This window comes from Aeromonas sp. RU39B, from assembly GCF_900156095.1.
Classification (GTDB): domain Bacteria; phylum Pseudomonadota; class Gammaproteobacteria; order Enterobacterales; family Aeromonadaceae; genus Aeromonas.
The window spans coordinates 391989-408123 of the sequence record NZ_FTMJ01000001.1; the positions used below are offsets into that span (position 1 = coordinate 391989).

Here is a 16135-nt window from a genome sequence, read left to right on the forward strand (position 1 = left end):
GTTTTTTTATCGTCTGGCGCTAGGCGCTGGTGGACAGGGGAAGGGTCGGTAGGCCGGCTCATCCTGGCAGAGCCAGCCGGTTTCGGCATGGCGCAGCAGCCACAGCCGGTTTTGCCGGTAGAGGGTGAGCAGGTAAAGACGCTCTCCCTGCGTACCGGCCAGCGTAATGGTCAGCACCATATCGCTGCCAAGCGGCTGGCTTTGGATCTGTGCATCGGGGATGCTCTGGCCGATAAAGCGGCGCGCCACTTGGCGATAATCCATCACCCAGGGCTGGCTCTGGGCAGTGCGGATCTGCTGGTTAAAGGGCTGAACCGGAGTAGAGGCCAACCGGCCGATCAGAGGGGAGTCAGTCGCATGGGTGACTTGCGAAACAAACAGCAGAAGTGACAGAAGAAGCTTGTGCATCGAAACCGCAGGATTGTGATAACTATCGGTTAAGACAGTCATCCTGCGGTTTGGTTCCCAAGTGGATCAGTGGGCGCGCCGTCCTTCCAAGGTAAAAGTAGGCAGCGAGAGGTGCCAATAGATGGCAGCGACCCGCAGGCCGAACACGCTGACCATGCAGATTAGCATGGCGGTAATGCGATCCAGACCGGCTTCGAGCGACAGGGTATAGAGAATGCCGCCGAGGATGCAGGCGGTGGCATAGATCTCTTTTTGCAGCACCATCGGCACTTCACGGGCCAGCACGTCGCGGATCATGCCTCCCGCCACACCGGTCATGGTGCCCATCAGCACGGCAATCAGGCCCGAGGTGCCAAAGGCCAGCGCCTTTTGGGCGCCGATCACCGTAAACAGCGCCAGACCAAAGGCGTCAGCGACCGGCAATACATACCAGGGCAGACGGCGCGGCAGCCGCACCAGCCACATGCCAAACAGGGCCGTAGCAAGGATATTCCAGATATAGAGCGGATCGCGCACCCAGAACACCGGGGTTGCGCCGAGGATCATGTCACGAATGGTGCCACCGCCGATGGCGGTCACTGCGGCCAGCACCAGAACGCCAAAGCCGTCCATACGCAGTCGGCCCGCTACCAGCACCCCAGAAAAGGCGAACACGGCGGTTCCGAACATGTCACACACATATACCCACTGATCAACCAGGTTTGTCATCACGAAACCCTGCAAGAGACAACGAAGGGGCTGCGATTGTAGGGGAGGCGACGGCCGCTGCCAATATTTGCAACTTGAAATGGGATCTTTAACACTTTTTTGATGATTTCAATCAAATCTTCGTTACATCAACGAAAGTGTTCAACAGGCAGATCGGCGGCCAGCCAGGATTGCCAGCCACCGTGCAGGTGGTACACCTTCTCGAATCCGGCTCGCTCCAGACTCTCTTCCATGCCATCGAGTGCCTGATCCCGGCTGTGGTAGAGCACCACAGGGCGCTGCTGCATGCCTTTGAGGGCGTCAGTGACCGGCAGTGGACCGCTGAGTGGGCGGGCGCCCGGCAGGTGGCCACTGTCGTATTCGCTGCGGCTGCGCAGATCAAGCAGCAGCGGCGAGGTGTCTCGTTGCAGCCAGCCTTGCAGGGTGTCGCGGTCGATGGGCAGGGCCGCCAGTGCGGGCAGAGACAAGGCCGACCCGCCGGTCAGCAGGGCAAACAGCAAGGCAGGACGCATGGCGACTCCTTGTCAGCGGTGTCGAACCGCATCGATCGCCTTGCAGATCGCCTCTACCGCATTGAGCGCCCTGGGGGTGAAACGATGCAGCTCATCAGGGTTGATGAGCACCAGATGGTGCTGTTTGACTGCATCGAGGTTAGGCCACTTGCGCCAGTGATCCAACTCCTCAGAATGGTGGGTCCCGGCCAGGATCAGCTGGGGATTGCGGGCCAGCACCTCCTCCATCCCCACCTGGGGGTAAGGGGCTGACGAGTTGGCCATGATGTTCTCGCCGCCGCATAACTCAATGGCTTGCGCAGCCCAGGCCACGCCACTGGCGCTGGTCAGGGGGGGATACCAGAGCTGATAAAACACCCGAACCTTGGGGCCTGCGTGGTGGCCATAACGCTGACGCAAGCTGGCAAGGCGCGCCAAAAACGCATCGGCAGCCTGGTTAGCCTGGGTTTCGACATCAAGCTGTTTACCCAGTGCCCGCATTTCATCGGCCAGTGACTCAAACCGGGTTGGGTCGGAGTAAAAGACCGGCACACCGAGCACTGTCACCGAAGAGAGCATGGAGGATTGCACCGAGCGCCAGGCCAGGATCAGATCGGGCCGCTGGGCCAACAGTGCTTCGCTGTTGATGCTGCGAAAATTGGCCACCTTGGGCAGGCGTTTGACCTCGGGCGGGTAATCGGACCAATCGTCGGTCGCGACTAACCGATCTCCGGCGCCAATGGCGTAAACCAGCTCGGTCAGGTGAGGGGTGAGCGTGATAAGGCGCTGCGGTGTCGCTAACACCGGCGCGGCGAGCAGCAGAAGCCACAGCCAGTATTTAGACAACACCAGCCCACCCCGCCAGCGTGGCGATGATACCAAGGCCCAGCCAGCACCAGGTGATAAATTGCAGTCGCGCCAGCGCGCGGGCCGGAGTGTGGCCATCGGGCTCATGACCGCCATCAAGCACCACCCAGCGCTGCTTGTCACCGCCATACAAGCGTGGTCCACCGAGGCGTACCGAGAGGGTGTGCGCCATGGCGCCCAGCAGGGCACCACCGAGTGGCCAGGGCCACTGCAATCCTTGGCGCGCTAGCGCTCGCGCCCCTTGGCGCAGTAGCAAGGGGAGCAGCAGTAGCAGAGCCGGAATCGTCATCAAGGCTTGATAGAGCGCGCTGGCCGGACGGCCAAAATGGGCAAAGGTTGCCGATTTGGGGCTGAATGCCTGATTGAGCAGCTGCGCCAGACGCCACAGCAGGGCGCCTTGCACCCCGGCCAGGGCAAATCCAAACAGGGGACCAACCCATTGGCCGACCAGCCGCAGGGTGCAGCTCTCGGTGACCGCCTTGGCAAGGCCCAGGGCGGAGAGGCTCTGGCATTCGCGCTTGAGCCAGGGGCCGGCTTGCAAGCGGGCGACCGGCAAGGTGCCACTACCCAGCAGATGGCGAATCGCACTGGCGAGTTCACGCAGTGGGCGCGATTCGATCAGTAGCAGCAACACCAGAACATCGAACAGTGGTTCGCTCAGTGCCAGGTTACGCACCGACCAGAGCAGGGCGGCGCAAGGCAGCCACATCACCGGCATGATCAGCAGCCCCGAGCGCCACTGCTCGGTCTGTCCGCCATCCGGGCGACAGACCTTATGACCGAGCCGCTGCAAAAGCGGCACCAGCGCCGATGGGCGCAGCCGCGGCGGGCAAGGCAGCAATGCTTCGAGTAACACAGCCGCCAGCATAATGACCGCCGGGGCGGCGGTCAGGGTATCGAGCGGGGGAAGGGTCACAGCTTGGCCAGCATGGCGAGGATTACCTCAGCCGAGTGAGCGCCAGCGACCTCGATAAACGCGTCGAACGATTCCACCTGCTCTTTACCGGCGATATCCGACATGGCGCGCACGACCAGATAAGGCACCTGGAACATATGGCACACCTGACCGATGGCCGCGCCTTCCATTTCAACCGCCAGCATCAGCGGGAAATCGGCGCGGGCTTTGGCGATGGCATCGGGCTGGCACATGAACTGATCACCGGTACAGATAAGGCCCACTTTTGTTTGATGCTTACCTTGCTCGCGGATGGCATCACCGGCCACGGTGATAAGGCGCGGGTCGCACGGGAAGGCGGCCGGTTGCTGCGCCATCTGGCCCACTTCATAGCCAAATGCGGTCACGTCCACATCGTGAAAGCGCATTTCGCTGGCGATCACCACATCACCGATGTGCAGGTCTTGAGCAAAACCGCCGGCCGAGCCGGTGTTGATAATGCAGTCGGGGGCAAATTTCTCGATAAGCAAGGTCGTGGCAACACTGGCCGCCACCTTGCCGATACCAGAGCGAGTCAGCACCACATCGCGACCGGCCAGCTTGCCGCTGTAAAACTCGCAGCCACCGGCCTTGAGGGTCTGCAGATCCAGCATCTGGCTGCGCAGCAGGGCAACCTCTTGCTCCATGGCGCCGATAATCCCAACTTTCATCATCTACCTCGTGTTTTCAATCGCTTGGGGTATATGGGGCCATGATAGCAGACAACGGCGGCAAACTCAGAGCCCTCTCCCCATGCAAAAAGGGGAGGCCAGTGCCTCCCCTCATGTTTGGTGGTCGCTTAAATCTGGTCGCTGCCGTTTAAGCCCAGCATAAAGGTGCCGTGCGGACGGATCGGCAGATAGCGCTGGTAGAAACCAAGGTAGGTGGCTTTGGGGTCGAGATCCTTGAACAGGGCAGGGTAGAGCGCCTTGGCCATAAATTGCAGCAGGGCGGCATCCATGATGCTGCGGGTCGCACCGTGATAGACGGCATAGACACGGCCATCATGCACTGCCGGCAGATCGCTCCAGCCCGGGCGCTGGGTAAATCCCTTGAGGCGAGTGAGCACGTTGGCCGCATCAATATCTTGCCCGACCTGCATGGCCACCGCACTGGTGACGCTCTCATAACCTGCCATCAGAATGACCTGCGGCTTGCTGGCCAGCAGCTGCTCCGGGTGAATCGGGCCCCAGCGATCGACAAACGGGGCGGCAATATTATCGCCACCGGCCAGCGCAGCCATGGCGCCCCACATGTCTTTCCCGTAGGTGTAGCTGTATTCAGCCGGGCCCTTGTCACCGAGTTCGATATAGACGCGCGGTTTCGGTTGGCCCGCCTTGGCGATGCGGCTTTGAATGGTATCCACCACATGCTGATAATCATCGGCAATCTGCTGGGCCCGCGCCGGTTGACCGGTGATCTCGCCCAGTAAGCGGGTGCTGGCCAGATGGCGCTCGAGGGTTTGAGCGTTGTAGTCAATCACCACAATGGGAATGCCGGCCTGCTCCAGACGCGGCAGATCCGGCGCCAGCGCCTTGTATTGCCAGTCGGCCAGAATCACCACATCAGGGCGCACCGCCAGGGTCTTTTCGATAGAGAAGCTCTGATCCTGCACACTACCCAGATCCGGCACCTTGGCCAGTTGCGGCTTTTTCGCCACATAGAGATCCCAGGTGGCTGGACGGGATTTTACAAACCAGCCACGCGACATCCCGGCCAGACGGTCATAAGCGGCGTCACCGCCCACGGCAAAATAGTCTTCGATATAAAAGCCCAGCACGATGCGCTTGGCCGGCAGATCAACGGTCACCTTGCGGCCGGTCACATCCACCAGCTCGGTCGGCTTGGCCTGGGCCAGACCGGCCAACAGCATCAGCGACAGCGCGGCCACCACTTTGCTCAACAATTTCACACTCAACATCAGTTCTGAACTCCCTGTTTTTATAAGAGTGAGAATTATTCCCACTTGTCTGACTCGATGCAATCACAGCGCGTGTTTGTGCTGCTATTAAGTCTCCTCTCAACGACAGTTTTTCCGCCAGAATGCGCCGGATCACATTTCTCGCTGTGGTCACCTGATTTAAATAATCCATCGTTATTTAATTTGGTGATGCAGATCTAGAAAATTAAAACAACGTTTCCAGCTATTTGTCGTTTGTGACTTTTTTCACCTTTCGCCTTCATCAGGATCGATATAGTGCCAATCAATCGATGATTAGTGATTTGTCGAGCAGTCAAACGATCAAACATGTTGAGGGAACATCCATGAATATGAAGAAGATTGCCGCCGGCGTTCTGTTTGCCCTGCCGCTCACCCTGACCGGTTTTGCCGCTCAGGCCATGGAGAGCGTCACGCTCAAGCTGGCCCACAATCTGGACACCAGCCACGTTGTGCACCAGACCTGGGTCAAGATGGCCAAGGATCTGAGCGATGCCACCGGTGGCAAGATGAAGATCCGCATCTATCCGGGCGGCCAGATGGGTGGCCCGCGTGAGACGCTGGAGCTGCTGCAAAACGGTGCCCTCGACATGACCAAGGCTATGGCTAACGAGCTGGAAGCCTTTACCCCGGCTTACTCCATTTTCAGCCTGCCGTACCTGTTCAAAAACGATGAGCACTTCAAGGCCGTCATTCACGGCGAGATTGGCAAGCAGATGATGGAAGAGACCAAGTCCAAGGGCTTCTTCCCGATTGGTGCCTATGTGGGCGGGACCCGCAGCTTCTACGCCAAGAAAGCCATCACCTCGCCGGCTGACATGAAAGGGATGAAGATTCGCGTGATCACCACCCCGACCACCATCAAGTTCATCGAGCTGCTCGGTGCCTCGCCGGTGTCGATTCCGTTTGGTGAGGTTTACACCGCCCTGCAACAAGGGGTGATTGATGGCGCCGAGAACAACGAGCCGTCCTTCGTGCAGACCCGTCATGTGGAAGTGACCAAGTACTACACCGAAAACCAGCACACTGCCGTGCCCGATTATCTGGTCATCTCCGACAAGACCTGGAACAAGCTCTCCCAAGAGCAGCGTGATGCGCTGACCAAGGTGGTGAAGGCTTCCGAGCAGGAGCAAGAGACCATGTGGAACAGCCTAGTGAGCGAAACCAGAAAGCAGGCCGAGCAGCAGGGCGCAACCTTTATCAATGTGGATAAGGAGCCGTTCCGCCAGGCACTCAAGCCGCTGTATGACGAGTTCAAACAAGATCCGGTCAAGGGCCCCTGGATCACCAAGGTGGAGGAGGCGGGCGCCAACATCACCCTGTAATGGATGAGCAGAGAAGGGCGGCCAAGGCCGCCCTTTGTTGTACAAGGAAGAGATCATGAATATCGAGACATTCAAGAGACCCATCGACCGCCTGCTGGCCGGTTTTACCATCACTGTCATGGCGTTGCTGGTGGTGTGCGTGGTGTGGCAGGTGTTTAGCCGCTACGTACTGCAAAAGCCCAGTACCATGACCGACGAGATTGCCCGTTTCAGCATGATCTGGGTCGGCCTGCTTGGCGCCGCCTATGCCGTCGGCCAGCGTCGCCATCTCTCTATCGATTTGTTTACCGCCAATCTCAAAGGGGCGCGGCGGGTGATGAATCTGTTGTTCGTTGACGCCTGCGTGCTGCTGTTTTCGGCTAGCGCCATGGTGTGGGGCGGACTGACGCTGGTGACCAAGGTCTACTCGACCGGTCAGCTGTCACCGGCGATGCAGATGCCGATGGCCTATGTCTATGTGGTGTTGCCGCTCAGCGGCCTGATTATCTGTTACTACAGCGTTCTGTTTGTGCTGCAGACCGTCAGTGAGCAGCTGCTCACTCGCAGCCACAGCGCGGCCGTTATCGCCAAGGGGGGTCGCTGATATGGATTGGACTATTGCTCTGGTGATGTTCGGCTCGTTTTTTGTGCTGGTGTTTGCCGGCGTGCCGATCTCGTTCTCCATCGGACTGGCCACCCTGGCCGCCGGTGTTATGATGCTGCCGCTCGAAACCATCCTCGCCGTGATTGGCCAGAAGATGGCAACTGGCCTCGATAGCTTCTCCCTGCTGGCCATTCCGTTTTTCTTTTTGGCGGGCTCCTTGATGAACTCGGGCGGTATCGCCCAGCGGCTTATCAACTTCTCCCAAGTGCTGGTCGGGCGGATGCCGGGATCGCTCGGTCATGTCAACGTGATGGCCAATATGATGTTTGGCTCCATCTCCGGCTCGGCGGTGGCGGCTGCGGTCGCGGTGGGTGGCACCATGGCGCCGATGCAGAAAAAGGCGGGTTACGATCCGGCTTACTCGGCGGCCATCAATGTCACCTCCTGCATCTCGGGGCTGCTGATCCCACCCTCTAACGTGCTGATCATTTATGCCCTTACTGCGGGCGGTATTTCGGTGGCGACCCTGTTTATGGCCGGCTACGTGCCGGGCATCCTGATGGGGCTGTCGGTGATGGTGGTGGGCGGTATTATCGCCAAGCGCCGTGGTTATCCGGTGGCTGAGCGGCCGACCTTGCGCGTGGTGCTCACATCGTTCTGGGATGCACTGCCCAGCCTGATGCTGGTGGTGGTGGTGATGGGCGGTATCCTTGGCGGGGTGTTTACCGCGACCGAAGCGTCGGCCATCGCCGTGGTCTACACCTTTATCCTCTCGGTGCTGGTCTATCGTCAGGTGAAGCTTGCCGATCTGCCGCGCATCCTGCTTGACTCGGTGATCACCACCGCCATCGTGCTGCTGCTGATCGGTATCTCGGTCGGCATGTCGTGGGCCATGACCAACGCCGATATTCCCTACACCATCAGCGACGGTTTGATGGCGGTATCGGATAACCCGATTGTGATTTTGCTTATCATCAACGTGATCCTGCTGGTGGTCGGTATCTTTATGGACATGACGCCGGCGGTGCTGATCTTCACACCGATCTTCCTGCCGATTGTCACTGACCTTGGGATGAACCCGGTGCACTTTGGCATCATGATGGTGTTTAACCTCTGTATCGGTCTGTGCACGCCGCCGGTGGGCAGTGCCCTGTTTGTCGGCTGCTCGGTGTCGGGGGTAAAAATCCAGTCGCTGATCCGTCCCATGCTGCCGTTCTTCCTGGTACTGCTGGTTTCGCTGCTTGCGGTTACTTATGTGCCGTCACTCAGCCTGTTCCTGCCGGGACTGTTTGGCATGCACTGAGCCGACACATAGCAATAAAAAGGGGAGCCGCAGCGGCTCCCCTTTGACATCGTGAACAGGTCACCCATTAGCAACCGAGGTAATCGAGGATCCCTTCGGCGGCCTTGCGACCTTCATAGATGGCGGTGACCACCAGATCGGAGCCGCGCACGGCATCGCCACCGGCAAACACCTTGGGATTGCTGGTCTGGAAGGCAAACTCGCTCTTTTCCGGCGCCTCAATGCGGCCGCGGCTGTCAAGACCGATGCCGTGCTGCTCCATCCAGGGGGAGGGGCTGGGCTGGAAGCCAAACGCCATCACCACGGCATCAGCTGCCAGCACTTGCTCGGAGCCTGCTACCACCACCGGGCTGCGGCGGCCATTGGCATCCGGCTCACCCAGCTCGGTGCTGACTACCTTGATGCCACAGGCGCGGCCGTGAGCGTCCAACTCCACACCCACAGGTTGCAAATTGAACATGAACTCGGCTCCTTCCTCGCGGGCGTTTTTCACCTCGCGTTTGGAGCCTGGCATGTTCTCCTCGTCACGGCGGTAGGCGCAGATGACACGGGTCGCACCTTGGCGCACTGCCGTGCGCACGCAGTCCATCGCGGTGTCGCCGCCGCCCAGCACGACGACTTGCTTGCCGGCAAAATCGATGTAATCGCTCTTGCTCTTCTCAAGGCCCAGCAAGCGGTTGGCGCTGGAGATGAGGTAGGGCAGGGCGTCATAGACACCGGGGGCCGTTTCGTTGGTAAAACCGCCCTTCATGTACTTGTAGGTACCGACGCCGAGGAACACCGCATCGAACTCTTCAAGCAGGTCGGCAAACTGCACATCCTTGCCCACTTCAACGCCGAGGCGAAACTCGACGCCCATCTCGGTAAACAGCTCGCGGCGGCGGCTCATCACGCTCTTTTCAAGCTTGAAGGAGGGGATACCGAAGGTGAGCAGGCCACCGATCTCCTCATAGCGATCAAACACCACGGGTGTGGCGCCACTTCGCACCAGCACGTCGGCACAGGCCAGCCCGGCTGGGCCGGCACCGATCACCGCAACGCGCTTGCCATTTTTGACCACCTTGGAGAGATCGGGCTTCCAGCCCATCTCCAGAGCCTTGTCTGTGATGTACTTTTCGATGTTGCCGATGGTGACGGCACCAAAGCGATCATTGAGGGTACAGGCGCCTTCACACAGGCGATCCTGCGGGCAGACGCGACCACACACTTCCGGCAGGCTGTTGGTCTGGTGGGAGAGCTCCACCGCCTCCAGGATGCGCCCCTCGTTGGCCAGTTTCAGCCAGTTGGGGATGTAGTTGTGCACCGGGCACTTCCACTCGCAGTAGGGGTTACCGCAGTCAAGGCAGCGATCTGCCTGCATCTGCACCTGGGCCTGGTTGAACGACTCATAGATCTCGACAAATTCGATTTTACGGATCTTGAGCGGCTTCTTGGGCGGGTCAACCCTCTGCACATCAATAAATTGGAATACGTTCTGGCTCATCTCGCTGTCTCCTTACATCGCCTGAACCCGGAGCTCTGCGCTCGACCGGCTGGTGTGACCAAGCAGTGACTTCACGTCGCTGGACTTGGGTTTGACCAGACGGAACTTGGGCACGTAGGCGTCGAAATGCGCCAGGATCTCTTCGGCACGCGGACTGTTGGTCTCGTGCAGGTGAGCCGTGATAATGCCGCGCAGGTGCTCCTGATGGATGGCGAGATCCGCCACTTCCAGCAGTTCGACCAGTTCGGGGTTGGTGCGCTTGGCAAAACCGCCGTCCTCGTCGAGCACGTAGGCAAAGCCACCGGTCATACCGGCTGCGAAGTTGACCCCGGTCGGGCCGAGCACGGTGACGATACCACCGGTCATGTATTCACAACCGTTGTCACCGATCCCTTCGACCACAGCGAGCGCGCCGGAGTTACGGACCGCGAAACGCTCACCGGCTGTGCCGGCGGCGTAGAGCTTGCCGCCGGTTGCGCCATAGAGACAGGTGTTGCCGATGATGGCCGCTTCGTGCGACTTGAAGGCCACGCCGATGTGCGGCTTGACCACCAGCTTGCCGCCGGTCATCCCCTTGCCCACATAGTCGTTGGCATCACCGGTCAGGATCAGCTCAAGGCCGCCAGCGTTCCAGACACCGAAGCTCTGGCCGGCGGTACCGTTGAAGTGAACGCGCACCGGATCGGCCGCCATCCCCTGGTTCCCGTAACGCTTGGCAATTTCGCCAGAGAGACGGGCACCCACCGAGCGATCGGTGTTGCGAATGTCGTAGCGATATTCGCCGCCGCTCTTGTTTTCAACCGACTCGAGCAGGTCAGCCACCATCTGCAGATTAAGCGGCCCCTTGTCGAAGGTATCGTTGGTCTGCTGGCAGAATAGGGCAGAGCCCGGCACGGCAACCGGCTTGGCCAGAATGCCGGAGAGATCCAGCTTGCCCTGACGGGCGGTGATGCCCGGCAGTACGTCGAGCAGGTCGGTGCGACCGATAAGGTCGGTCAGCTTGGCAATGCCAAGTTGCGCCATCAGTTCACGAGTCTCTTCAGCAATGAACTTGAAGTAGTTCATCACCATCTCGGGCAGACCGATGAAGTGTTCGCGGCGCAGCTTCTCATCCTGAGTGGCCACGCCGGTGGCGCAGTTGTTCAGGTGGCAGATACGCAGGTATTTGCAACCAAGCGCAACCATGGGGCCGGTACCAAAACCGAAGCTCTCGGCGCCGAGGATGGCTGCCTTGATGATGTCCAGACCGGTCTTGAGACCGCCGTCCACCTGCAGGCGCACCTTATGGCGCAGACCGTTAGCCACCAGCGCTTGCTGGGTTTCTGCCAGGCCTAGCTCCCACGGCGAGCCGGCATATTTCACCGAGGTGATCGGGCTGGCACCGGTGCCGCCGTCGTAACCGGAGATGGTAATCAGGTCGGCATAAGCCTTGGCGACGCCACAGGCGATGGTGCCGACACCAGGCTCGGAGACCAGCTTGACTGACACCAGGCAGTTCGGATTGACCTGCTTGATATCAAAGATGAGCTGAGCCAGATCCTCGATGGAGTAGATATCGTGGTGCGGCGGCGGGGAGATCAGTGTCACGCCCGGCACCGAATAACGCAGCTTGGCAATCTGGGCGGTGACCTTGTCACCCGGCAGCTGACCGCCTTCACCCGGCTTGGCCCCTTGCGCTACCTTGATTTGCACCACGTCGGCGTTCATCAGGTAGTGTGGGGTGACGCCAAAGCGGCCGGATGCCACCTGCTTGATACGCGAGTTCTTCTCGGTACCGAAGCGGCGCGGATCTTCACCACCTTCGCCGGAGTTGCTCTGACCGCCGAGGCGGTTCATGGCAACTGCCAGTGACTCGTGTGCTTCCGGGCCGAGGGCACCGATCGACATGGCGGCAGAGTCAAAGCGCTTGAACAGCTCTTGGGTTGGCTCAACCTGATCGAGCGGCAGCGGCGTTTGACCCCCCTTGAGCACCATCAGGTCACGCAGTGTGGCGACCGGGCGCTCGTTTACCAGACGGGCATACTCCTTGTAATCGGCATAGTTGCCGGAGCGCACCGCAGCTTGCAGGGTACGCACCACATCCGGGTTGTAGGTGTGGTATTCGCCGCCGTGGACAAACTTGAGCAGACCGCCCTGATTGAGGGTCTTGCGGGCAATCCAGGCGCGGCGCGACAGGTTGTGCAGATCTTGCTGGATGTCGCCAAAATCGGCGCCGGCAATGCGGCTCGATACACCGCGGAAGCAGAGATCAATCACCGACGGCGACAGACCAATGGCTTCAAACAGTTGGGAGCAGCGGTAACTGGCGACAGTGCTGATGCCCATCTTGGACATCACCTTGTAGAGGCCCTTGTTGATGCCGTTACGGAAGTTGAGCATGGCTTGACGCATGTCCATCTTCAGCACGCCATCTTGCACCTGCTTGGCGAGTGTCTCGTAAGCAAGGTAGGGGTAAACCGCGGTGGCACCAAAGCCCAGCAGCACGGCGAAGTGGTGTGGGTCGCGGGCGCTGGCGGTTTCAACCAGAATGTTGGCGTCGCAGCGCAGGTTGTTGTCAACCAGGGTACGTTGCACCGCGCCCACCGCCATGGCGGCCGGGATCGGCAGGGTGTCGGCACTGATATCACGATCTGACAGCACCACCAGCACGGTACCGGCCTGGGCGGCCGTTTTGGCCTCTTCGCAGATACGGACGATGGCCGCTTCCAGACCCTCTTCGGGGCGATAGTTCAGGCTGATCACATGATGACGGTTGTAGTCGTCATTGAGCGCCATCAACTGGTGGAAGTCGGAATAGAGCAGCACCGGCGATTGGAACAGCACCCGGTGCGCGTGGCCGAAGGTCTCGTTGAAGACGTTCTGCTCACGACCGATACAGGTAGCCAGCGACATGACGTGGTTTTCCCGCAGCGGATCGATAGGCGGGTTGGTGACCTGCGCGAACATCTGGCGGAAGTAATCGTAAAGGTTGCGCTGGGTGCCGGAGAGCACCGCCATCGGGGTATCATCCCCCATGGAGCCGACCGCTTCCTGACCATTTTCACCCAGCACCCGGATGACCTGATCGAGCTCTTCATAGGAGTAGCCGAACAGTTTTTGATAGGTATTGAGCTGATCGTCGGAAAACTCGCGCTGACCGGTGTGGTGCTCATCTTCGAGCTGCTCGAAGGGCACCAGACGCTTGCAGTGCTTGCCCATCCACTCCTTGTAGGGGTGGCGGCTTTTCAGATCGTCATCAATTTCGAAGCTGGTCCACACCTTACAGTTGTAGGTATCGACCACAAACAGCTCACCCGGGCCAACGCGACCCTTCTCGAGCACTTCGTCCGGGGTGTAATCCCAGGTGCCCACTTCCGAGGCGAGCGTGATGAACTTGTCTTTGGTGACCACATAGCGGGCCGGACGCAGACCGTTACGGTCGAGCGCGCAGGCGGCAAAACGGCCGTCGGTCATGACGATACCGGCCGGACCATCCCACGGCTCCATGTGCATGGAGTTGAAGTCGTAGAAGGCACGCAGATCTTCGTCCATGTTCGGGTGCTTCTGCCATGCCGGCGGAATCAACAGACGCATGGCACGGAACAGGTCCATACCACCAGCGAGGAACAGATCCAGCATGTTATCAAGGCTGGAAGAGTCAGAGCCGGTGGTGTTGACGAAGGGGGCGGCATCCTGCAAATCCGGGATGAGCGGCGTGGCAAACTTGTAGCCACGGGCCTTGGCCCACTGGCGGTTACCGGCGATGGTGTTGATCTCGCCGTTGTGTGCCAGATAGCGGAACGGCTGCGCCAGCGGCCAGCGCGGACTGGTGTTGGTTGAGAAACGCTGGTGGAAGACGCAGATAGCCGACTGCATACGGATATCGGCCAAATCCAGATAGAAGCGAGGCAGGTCCACCGGCATGCACAGGCCCTTGTAGACCGTGACCAGGTTGGAGAGGCTGACCACATAGAAGTAGTCATCCTGCACCCGCTTTTCGATGCGGCGGCGCACGATATAGAGGCGGCGCTCGAGATCCTTCATCACCCAGCCCGGAGGCGCATTGACAAACACCTGCTCGATACTCGGCAGGGAGGCTTTGGCGATGGGGCCCAGCACGTTGGTATCGATCGGCACTTTACGCCAACCGACCACGCTCAAGGTCTCTTTCTCGAGTTCAGCTTCTATAATGTCGCGGGTTTGTTGTGCCAGCACCGGATCGGGGTTTAAAAACAGCATGCCGACCGCATATTTGCGGCCCAGATGCCAACCCTGCTCCTGGGCGATAGCACGATAGAAACTGTCGGGTTTTTGCAGCAGCAATCCGCAGCCGTCGCCGGTCTTGCCGTCGGCGGAAATCCCTCCACGGTGTTGCATGCGGGCCAACGCCGACATCGCGAGACGAACAAGCTTGTGGCTGGCTTCCCCTTCCATGTGGGCCATTAGGCCGAAGCCACAGTTATCCCTCTCCAGCTTTGGATCATAAAGTGACATTGCATTTCTCCCTTGCTCGGCCTTATGTCGCGAAATGCATAAACAGCGACTGGCTCTTGTGGTTCCGTCTGCCTGAAGTGGCGGACCTTCAAACTAAAGGTAATTCTCTGCAAGGTCAATTGACCCGAGCGACTGTTTTTCGTGTTACAAACAACTAACAATTCACTATGTTAAACGCTTTTTTGAGGAAGAAATCTTAGGTAAAACCTAATCTCCTTCTCATTTTAGTGTTTTTATCTGAATTATTTCATATTTGACGGAGACCATAGGGAATCCGTGTCATGTAGTAAAATTACGAAGGGTTAGGGGAATGAACTGGCGAAGATCACATTTTTGTGCGTTTTGACTTGCAAAAAATAAAACCATGAATGCTTTTTTATTTTAAGTAAAAACAATGAGTTAATCTTTGTTATCGTATATATCACCATCGGCAGATAGCCAATGTCTCACATGTCGATGTGACTGTTTATGCTGTTTTGTTTTTTAAACATGCAAGCATTGGAAAGTTGACCCCGTCAAGCCTTGATCCAGCGCAGGGCTTGGTCAGCCTCAGTCGCTAGAATGCGCCCTCGATTGTCGAGGAGGCATCATGGAGCTGCATCAACTGGTCAATACCCTGGGTCAGGATCTCAAGCGCCGGCACGGCCAGAAGATCCACAAGCTGACCCTGCACGGTGCCTTTACCTGCCCGAACCGGGACGGCACCCTGGGCAGGGGAGGGTGCACCTTCTGTAATGTGGCCTCGTTTGCCGACGAAGAGGCGCAGCATCTATCGATTGTCCAGCAACTGGCTGCCCGCCGCGATGAAGTGACCCGCGCCCGCCGCTACCTTGCCTATTTTCAGGCCTACACCAGCACCTATGCCGAGGTGGAGTATCTACGCGCCATGTATGAAGAGGCGTTGGCCTCGGCGGACATGGCGGGTCTGTGTGTGGGCACCCGCCCTGATTGTGTGCCGGATGCGGTGCTTGATTTGCTCGCACACTATCAATCCCAAGGTTATGAAATCTGGTTGGAGCTGGGGTTACAAAGCGCCCACGATGCGACATTGTGCCGTATCAACCGTGGCCATGATTTTGCGGCGTATGTTGAAACGGTCAAGCGGGCTCAGGTGCGTGGCATCAAGGTGTGCGCCCACCTGATTGTCGGTTTACCCGGCGAGCAGGGGATGGATAGCCTCGATACCTTGCATAAGGTGGTTGATGTGGGGGTGGCCGGTATCAAGTTGCATCCGCTGCATGTGGTGGCAGGCAGTACGCTCGGAAAAGCTTGGCAGGCTGGGCGTCTGGAGGTGATTTCTCAGGAAGAGTATGTGCAGGCTGCCGTCGCCATGATTCGCCACACGCCAGCGGAAGTGGTCTATCACCGGGTCTCTGCGTCAGCCCGAAAACCAACCTTGCTTGCCCCCGAATGGTGTGAAAACCGTTGGAGTGCCATGACGGCGATAGCCAAAGGATTGACTCTGGAAGGCGCGCAGGGAAGTGCGCTGGGACACCCGTTTGTGTTGCCTGAGTAGGTCTGTTTTGCCAAAAGTGTAAAGAAACGTCGTATTCGATGAAACCGGATGGTGTGATTAAGCGCGTCCTGTTATAGTGTTTTCTGTTATAAAACACACTGTTAT

General features: G+C 58.8%; 13 protein-coding genes. 4 read left to right on the forward strand and 9 right to left on the reverse strand.

All coding sequences use genetic code 11. The features are described 5' to 3' along the window. Positions 1–6: 6 nt before the first annotated feature. The 7 genes from BW958_RS01700 to BW958_RS01730 form a co-directional block, all read right to left on the reverse strand. Positions 7–408, reverse strand: a complete 402-nt coding sequence (locus tag BW958_RS01700) for a hypothetical protein (protein WP_076574098.1) — start codon at positions 406–408, stop codon at positions 7–9. 66 nt (positions 409–474) lie between these two features. Further along, positions 475–1116 carry a trimeric intracellular cation channel family protein gene (locus tag BW958_RS01705; RefSeq protein WP_076573687.1) on the reverse strand — a complete coding sequence of 214 codons (642 nt, stop codon included), beginning with the start codon at positions 1114–1116 and terminating at the stop codon, positions 475–477. 128 nt (positions 1117–1244) lie between these two features. Further along, the gene (locus tag BW958_RS01710) at positions 1245–1628 is read right to left on the reverse strand and encodes a rhodanese-like domain-containing protein (RefSeq protein WP_076573688.1); all 384 of its coding nucleotides are present in this window, start codon (positions 1626–1628) and stop codon (positions 1245–1247) included. A gap of 12 nt (positions 1629–1640) precedes the next feature. After that, positions 1641–2453, reverse strand: coding sequence for a cobalamin-binding protein (locus tag BW958_RS01715; RefSeq protein ID WP_076574100.1), 813 nt, complete (start codon positions 2451–2453; stop codon positions 1641–1643). After that, positions 2446–3342 (reverse strand): cobalamin biosynthesis protein CobD/CbiB, encoded by an 897-nt coding sequence (locus BW958_RS01720; RefSeq protein ID WP_076574102.1) that lies wholly within the window; start codon positions 3340–3342, stop codon positions 2446–2448. The genes BW958_RS01715 and BW958_RS01720 overlap by 8 nt, the downstream gene beginning before the upstream one ends. A gap of 44 nt (positions 3343–3386) precedes the next feature. Beyond that, positions 3387–4079, reverse strand: a complete 693-nt coding sequence (mtnN, locus tag BW958_RS01725; RefSeq protein WP_076573689.1) for a 5'-methylthioadenosine/S-adenosylhomocysteine nucleosidase — start codon at positions 4077–4079, stop codon at positions 3387–3389. A gap of 128 nt (positions 4080–4207) precedes the next feature. Further along, complete coding sequence (locus tag BW958_RS01730) at positions 4208–5329, reverse strand: ABC transporter substrate-binding protein (protein ID WP_076573690.1); 1122 nt, start codon at positions 5327–5329, stop codon at positions 4208–4210. Positions 5330–5673: 344 nt separating this feature from the next. Between BW958_RS01730 and BW958_RS01735 the strand changes: the two genes are divergently transcribed. The 3 genes from BW958_RS01735 to BW958_RS01745 are packed head-to-tail and all read left to right on the forward strand — an operon-like array spanning position 5674 to position 8558. Then, on the forward strand, positions 5674–6672 hold the full coding sequence (locus BW958_RS01735; RefSeq protein WP_076573691.1) for a TRAP transporter substrate-binding protein: 999 nt from the start codon (positions 5674–5676) through the stop codon (positions 6670–6672). A 55-nt stretch (positions 6673–6727) separates the two neighbouring features. Beyond that, entirely contained in the window at positions 6728–7255 is a 528-nt protein-coding gene (locus BW958_RS01740; RefSeq protein WP_076573692.1) for a TRAP transporter small permease, read from the forward strand. A 1-nt stretch (position 7256) separates the two neighbouring features. Next, a complete protein-coding gene (locus BW958_RS01745; RefSeq protein WP_076573694.1) occupies positions 7257–8558 on the forward strand; it encodes a TRAP transporter large permease in 1302 nt (433 codons plus the stop codon). Between the two features lie 67 nt (positions 8559–8625). On the opposite strand, the gene BW958_RS01750 is transcribed toward BW958_RS01745, so the two are convergent. Both BW958_RS01750 and gltB read right to left on the reverse strand, forming a co-directional pair. Then, on the reverse strand, positions 8626–10041 hold the full coding sequence (locus tag BW958_RS01750) for an FAD-dependent oxidoreductase (RefSeq protein WP_076573696.1): 1416 nt from the start codon (positions 10039–10041) through the stop codon (positions 8626–8628). A gap of 12 nt (positions 10042–10053) precedes the next feature. Further along, the gene (gene gltB / locus BW958_RS01755; protein ID WP_076573698.1) at positions 10054–14514 is read right to left on the reverse strand and encodes a glutamate synthase large subunit; all 4461 of its coding nucleotides are present in this window, start codon (positions 14512–14514) and stop codon (positions 10054–10056) included. 589 nt (positions 14515–15103) lie between these two features. Here gltB and BW958_RS01760 point away from each other — a divergent pair. Then, the gene (locus BW958_RS01760) at positions 15104–16030 is read left to right on the forward strand and encodes a tRNA modification radical SAM protein MnmL/YtqA (RefSeq protein WP_076573700.1); all 927 of its coding nucleotides are present in this window, start codon (positions 15104–15106) and stop codon (positions 16028–16030) included. Positions 16031–16135: the final 105 nt, after the last annotated feature.

What these genes read in the sequence shown, in the direction of transcription:
- BW958_RS01700 (WP_076574098.1), bottom strand. Translation starts at nt 408, where the DNA reads ATGCACAAGCTTCTTCTGTCACTTCTGCTGTTTGTTTCGCAAGTCACC.
- BW958_RS01705 (WP_076573687.1), bottom strand. Translation starts at nt 1,116, where the DNA reads ATGACAAACCTGGTTGATCAGTGGGTATATGTGTGTGACATGTTCGGA.
- BW958_RS01710 (WP_076573688.1), bottom strand. Translation starts at nt 1,628, where the DNA reads ATGCGTCCTGCCTTGCTGTTTGCCCTGCTGACCGGCGGGTCGGCCTTG.
- BW958_RS01720 (WP_076574102.1), bottom strand. Translation starts at nt 3,342, where the DNA reads ATGCTGGCGGCTGTGTTACTCGAAGCATTGCTGCCTTGCCCGCCGCGG.
- mtnN (WP_076573689.1), bottom strand. Translation starts at nt 4,079, where the DNA reads ATGAAAGTTGGGATTATCGGCGCCATGGAGCAAGAGGTTGCCCTGCTG.
- BW958_RS01730 (WP_076573690.1), bottom strand. Translation starts at nt 5,329, where the DNA reads ATGTTGAGTGTGAAATTGTTGAGCAAAGTGGTGGCCGCGCTGTCGCTG.
- BW958_RS01735 (WP_076573691.1), top strand. Translation starts at nt 5,674, where the DNA reads ATGAATATGAAGAAGATTGCCGCCGGCGTTCTGTTTGCCCTGCCGCTC.
- BW958_RS01740 (WP_076573692.1), top strand. Translation starts at nt 6,728, where the DNA reads ATGAATATCGAGACATTCAAGAGACCCATCGACCGCCTGCTGGCCGGT.
- BW958_RS01745 (WP_076573694.1), top strand. Translation starts at nt 7,257, where the DNA reads ATGGATTGGACTATTGCTCTGGTGATGTTCGGCTCGTTTTTTGTGCTG.
- BW958_RS01750 (WP_076573696.1), bottom strand. Translation starts at nt 10,041, where the DNA reads ATGAGCCAGAACGTATTCCAATTTATTGATGTGCAGAGGGTTGACCCG.
- gltB (WP_076573698.1), bottom strand. Translation starts at nt 14,514, where the DNA reads ATGTCACTTTATGATCCAAAGCTGGAGAGGGATAACTGTGGCTTCGGC.
- BW958_RS01760 (WP_076573700.1), top strand. Translation starts at nt 15,104, where the DNA reads ATGGAGCTGCATCAACTGGTCAATACCCTGGGTCAGGATCTCAAGCGC.